The sequence below is a fragment of the Mycobacterium sp. genome, from assembly GCF_035603715.1.
Taxonomy (GTDB): Bacteria; Actinomycetota; Actinomycetes; order Mycobacteriales; family Mycobacteriaceae; genus Mycobacterium.
This window is the reverse complement of record NZ_DATNJW010000450.1, coordinates 1-4,925: the sequence shown is the minus strand read 5'-3', so window position 1 is coordinate 4,925 and position 4,925 is coordinate 1. Positions and strand designations below refer to the sequence as shown.

Below are 4,925 nucleotides of genomic sequence, written 5' to 3'. Positions count from 1 at the left end.
GGGGTCAGGCCCCGCCGCCCCGCGCTGGAAGACGACGCCTGGATCATTTTCACCTCCGGCACGACCGGCACCCCGAAGGGCGTGGCCGTAACGCACCGCAGCGCGGCGGCGTTCGTCGACGCCGAAGCGCGGATGTTCCTGCAGGACAGCCCGATTGGCCCCGGTGATCGCGTGCTGGCCGGGTTGTCGGTGGCGTTCGATGCGTCGTGCGAGGAGATGTGGCTGGCCTGGCGGCACGGGGCGTGCCTCGTGCCGGCGCCGCGATCGCTCGTGCGCAGCGGGGTCGATCTCGGGGCGTGGCTCGTGACCCAGCGGATCTCGGTGGTCTCGACCGTTCCGACCCTGGCCGCCCTGTGGCCCCAGGAGTCACTCGACGCCGTCCGGCTACTGATCTTCGGCGGCGAGGCCTGCCCACCGGAGCTGGCTACCCGCCTCGCGGTGGAGGGCCGGGAGGTGTGGAACACCTACGGCCCCACCGAGGCCACCGTGGTCGCGTGCGCGGCCAGGCTCGACGGCGTCGGCCCGGTACGCATCGGCCTGCCGCTGGCGGGCTGGGACCTGGCCGTGGTCGACGGCGACGGCGAGCCGGTGGGCGACGGTGACATCGGCGAGCTGGTGATCGGTGGCGTTGGGCTGGCCCGCTACCTCGACGAGGCGAAAGACGCCGAGAAGTACGCGCCGATGCCGACGCTGGGCTGGCGGCGCGCGTACCGCAGCGGCGATCTGGTGCGGCTGGAACGCGAGGGCCTGATCTTCTGCGGCCGCGCCGACGACCAGGTCAAGGTCGGTGGCCGCCGCATAGAGCTGGGCGAGGTCGACGCCGCGCTGGTCCATCTTCCGGGAGTCAGCGGCGGCGCGGCGGCGGTCCGCCGGACGGCGGCCGGCACGCCAATGCTGGTCGGCTATGTTGCCAGCGCCGACACGGAATTCGACATCGTCGCCGCGCGCGCCCAGCTCGCCGGGCAGCTTCCCGCCGCGTTGGTGCCGCGCCTGGTCCGGGTCGACGAGCTGCCCACCCGCACGTCGGGCAAAGTCGACCGCGACGCGCTGCCCTGGCCGCCGCCGGGTGGCGCCGACACCGAGGGAACGCTCGAGCTCAGCGGTACGGCGCGGTGGCTGGCCGGGCTGTGGCAGGACCTACTCGGCGCGACCGTGACGGGCCCGGAGGCCGACTTCTTCGCGCTCGGCGGCGGCTCGCTCGCCGCGGCGCAGCTCGTTGCCGCGTTGCGAGACCGGTATCCCCAGGTCACGGTGGCCGACTTGTACGACCATCCGCGGCTGGGCTCGCTGACCGGCTTCCTCGACGAGCTCGAGACCCCGCCGGACGTGATCGAGCGGAAGGTGCGAGCGACCCCACTGTCTGCGCAGCTCGCTCAGACCGTGCTGTCGGTGCCGTTGGCGACGCTGGCCGCGCTGCAGTGGGTGACGTGGCTGGCGCTGGGAAACAACGTCGCCCGGTCTTTGCACCTGGTGCCGTGGACCGTCGCAGTGAACTGGTGGCTGGTTGCGGCGGCTTTCGTCGTGTTCGTCACGCCGATGGGCCGGATGACGATCGCGGTGTTGGCCGCGCGGCTGCTGCTGCCGAATGTGCGGCCGGGAACCTACCGCCGCGGTGGCTGGGTGCACCTGCGGGTGTGGCTGGCCGAGCGGCTCGCCGAGGCCAGCGGCGCCGAGAACCTGGCCGGGGCGCCATGGCTGGTGTACTACGCGCGCGCACTGGGCGCCGATATCGGCAAGGGCGTCGATCTGCACTCGATCCCGCCGGTCACCGGTCTGCTGACGCTCGGGCATCGCAGCGCCATCGAACCCGAGGTGGATCTGTGTGGGCATTGGATCGACGGCGATGCCTTTCACGTCGGGGCGATCACGATCGGCAACGACGCGACGATCGGCGCGCGCACGACGCTGCTGCCCGGCGCCGTCGTCGGCAAGAACGCCGACGTCGCACCCGGCTCGGGCGTCGTCGGAAAGGTGAAAAGCCGCCAGTACTGGAAAGGTTCGCCCGCCGTGAAATCCGGCCGAGTGAAACACCCCTGGCCAGACGAACGGCCGGCGCGCCGAAGTTACTGGGTCGCGGTCTACGCGCTGACGTCGGTGCTGCTGGCGGCGATGCCGCTGACCGCTCTGGCGGCCGGGCTCGCGGTGATCGGCCTGGCTGTCCATCGCACTCACCGGCTGTCACAGGCAGTGCTGCCCGCGCTGCTGTGGACGCCGGTCGCGACCATCGCCGCACTGGCGGCCTACGCGGCGATGACGATCGTGGCGGTCCGGATGCTGTCGATCGGCCTCCGGGAGGGCTACCACCCGGTGCGCAGCCGGAGTGGCTGGCAGCTGTGGGCCAGCGAGCGGCTGATGGACGGCGCGCGCAATTACCTGTTCCCGCTCTACGCCAGCCTTGCGACACCAGGCTGGCTGCGGCTGCTCGGCGCCAAAGTCGGCCGCGACACCGAGATTTCGACGGTGTTGCTGACCCCGAAGTTCACCGTCATCGAGGACGGCGCGTTTCTGGCCGACGACACGATGGTCGCGTCGTACGAACTGGGCGGCGGTTGGATCTATGCGGCCACGACGACGGTCGGCAGGCGGGCGTTTCTCGGCAACTCCGGCATCACCCAACCGGGCCGGCGGGTCCCTGACGACGGACTGGTTGCGGTGTTGTCGGCAGCTCCGGCCAAAGCCAAACGCGGTTCGTCGTGGCTGGGCAGCCCGCCCATGCGGCTGCGCCGGCGTCCTGCCGAGGCGGACACGGCCCGCACCTACGAACCACCATGGCGGTTGAAGGCGATGCGGTCCGTCGTTGAGGCATTTAGGGTGCTCCCGGTGATGGTGACCGCCGCGATCGGACTGGCCGTGCTGGGCACACTGCAGGCGCTGGCCCGGATCTTCGGGATCTGGAGCGCCGCCCTGTGCGGTGGGCTGGTGCTACTGGCCGCGGGCGCGGTGGCCGCGGGTGTCGCCGTGGCCGCGAAATGGCTTCTGGTGGGCCGGATTCAGGCGGGCGAATTCCCGCTGTGGTCGTCGTTCGTGTGGCGCAACGAGCTCGCTGACACATTCGTGGAAACCGTCGCGGCGCCGTGGTTCGCCCGAGCCGCCAGCGGCACACCCGTGATGAACATGTGGCTGCGCGCACTGGGCGCCAAGGTCGGCCGCGGTGCCTGGTGCGAAACCTATTGGCTACCAGAGGCCGATCTCGTCACACTCGGCCGCGGCAGCACCGTGAACCGTGGCTGCGTTGTGCAGACGCACCTTTTTCACGACCGGATCATGCGGATGGACGCCGTCGTGCTGGAGGACGGCGCGACGCTGGGCCCGCATGGTGTGGCACTGCCATCGGCCCGGCTCGGTGCGGGCGTGACCGTCGGTCCCGCATCGCTTGTGGTGCGCGGCGACGAGGTGCCGAAATCGACACGCTGGCAGGGTAATCCGATCAGGCCATGGGATTTGCCCCGGGAGAAGCCCGGCAAGAAGGCCGCCGCGTGAAACGGGTTGCCAAGAAGCTCGCGCCCAGCGCCGAGCAGACGGTGATCGACCCGTATCTGCCGAAGAGCGGCAACCTCGGCTATCGGGTGTCACGCTACGAACTGGCACTGGAATACAAGGTTGCCATCAATCGGCTTTCGGGATCGGCGACGATCGGCGCGGTGACACTCACCGAGTTGGAGGAGTTCACTCTCGATCTCTCCGATGCGATGACCGTGTCGAAGGTGTTGATGAACGGCAGACGAGTTGCTCACTTCGCCTGCCGTGAAAGGAAATTGCGCATTCGACTGTCCACGAAGCTGGCCGCCGGGGCCCAGATGTCGATCGTCGTGCACTACCACGGGACGCCGCGACCAGTGCGATCGTTGTGGGGCGACGTCGGTTTCGAGGAACTGACCAACGGTGTGCTGGTCGCCGGACAGCCCAACGGTGCCCCGTCGTGGTTTCCCTGCGACGACCACCCCAGCGCCAAAGCGTCCTACCGCATCCAGATCAGCACCGATAATCCCTACCGGGTGGTCGCCAACGGCAGGCTGGCCTCTCGGCGGGTGCGGGCCGCGCAGACCGAGTGGACCTACGAACAACCCGAGCCGACCTCGACCTACCTCATCACCCTGCAGATCGGGATGTATGAGCTCACGCGGCAGGGTAAAACGCCGGTATCGATGCGGGCCGCGTTGCCCGAACGGCTGCGCCGCAACTTCTACCATGACTTCGCCCGCCAACCCGAGATGATGGAGCTGTTCGTCGAGCTGTTCGGTCCGTACCCGCTGGCCAACGGCTACACCGTCGTCGTGACCGATGATGATCTCGAAATACCCCTTGAGGCTCAAGGAATTTCGATATTCGGAGCCAATCATTGCGATGGCGCCCGGGGTAGCGAGCGGCTCATCGCCCATGAACTGGCCCATCAGTGGTTCGGAAACTCGGTCACCGTGCGGCAGTGGCGCGACATCTGGTTGCACGAGGGATTCGCGTGCTACGCCGAGTGGCTGTGGTCGGAGCACAGCGGCGGCCCCAGCGCCGACGAACTCGCCCGGCGTTATCACCAGAAATTGCGTGACTCGCCGCAGGATCTGCTGCTGACCGATCCCGGGCCGCGGGACATGTTCGACGACCGGGTGTACAAGCGTGGCGCGTTGACCCTGCACGCGCTGCGTCGACGGTTGAGCGACGAGAAGTTCTTTGCGCTACTGAAGGATTGGACGAACCGCTACCGCCACGCGAACGCGGTCACCAGTGACTTCACCGACCTGGCCGCCGGCTATTGCGATGAATCGTTGTCGGGGCTGTGGGACAGCTGGCTGTACTCGCGGGCCGTGCCTTAGCGGGTCGCTCAGCCGTTGAGTGCCGACGCCGGTGTCAACTCGGTGAGCTCCACCTGTCGACGCATCACCCGCGATCGAGAGATGAACTCAGCCGTCGCAGCACCCACCACACCGACG

The 4,925-nt window shown here is 68.7% G+C and carries 2 protein-coding genes; both read left to right on the top strand.

Annotated elements, in window-relative coordinates:
* Positions 1 to 3,480, top strand: a 3,480-nt coding sequence (locus VN856_RS18635) for a Pls/PosA family non-ribosomal peptide synthetase (protein ID WP_325691686.1), incomplete at its 5' end; no start/stop codon positions are given.
* Positions 3,435 to 4,808, top strand: a complete 1,374-nt coding sequence (locus tag VN856_RS18630) for a M1 family metallopeptidase (protein ID WP_325691684.1) — start codon at positions 3,435 to 3,437, stop codon at positions 4,806 to 4,808. The genes VN856_RS18635 and VN856_RS18630, both read left to right, overlap by 46 nt.
* Positions 4,809 to 4,925: the final 117 nt, after the last annotated feature.